General features: G+C 69.6%; 1 protein-coding gene. It reads left to right on the top strand.

Features of this window, described 5'->3' with window-relative positions:
• Positions 1-480, top strand: a 480-nt coding sequence (locus GTW58_RS14060; RefSeq protein WP_168023659.1) for a M20/M25/M40 family metallo-hydrolase, incomplete at its 5' end; no start/stop codon positions are given.
• Positions 481-514 lie beyond the last annotated feature (34 nt).

Below are 514 nucleotides of genomic sequence, written 5' to 3'. Positions count from 1 at the left end.
CTCGCCGACGTCCTGAGCGTCCTGGCCGAGTACGAGCCCCGGGAGATCGAGGTCGAGGGACTGGTCTACCGCGAAGGCCTCAACGCCATCCGCATCCAGGGCGGGGTTGCGGGCAACGTGATTCCCGACGCCGCCCGGGTCGAGATCAATTACCGATTCGCCCCCGACAAGACCTTGGACCAGGCGCAGGAGCACTGCCGGGAGCTGTTCCCCGGACACGAACTGACCTTCGTGGACCTCTCACCGGCGGCGCGGCCGGGACTGGACCGTCCTTCCGCCGCGGCCTTCGTGGACGCCGTCGGGCAGGAACCGCAGCCCAAGTACGGGTGGACGGACGTGGCGCGGTTCTCCGAGAAGGGGGTCCCCGCCGTGAACTTCGGCCCCGGGGACGCCCTGCTGGCACACACCGACGACGAGCACGTCACCGCTGCAGCCATTCGGGACTGTCACCGGGCGCTGGAGAACTGGCTGACCGCCTGACCGCGGCCCTGGGAGTGAGGGAGGCTCTTCTGCC

It is taken from the genome of Kocuria subflava, assembly GCF_012163155.1.
In the GTDB taxonomy this organism is placed as follows: domain Bacteria; phylum Actinomycetota; class Actinomycetes; order Actinomycetales; family Micrococcaceae; genus Kocuria; species Kocuria subflava.
This window is presented reverse-complemented; position numbering and strand designations above follow the sequence as displayed.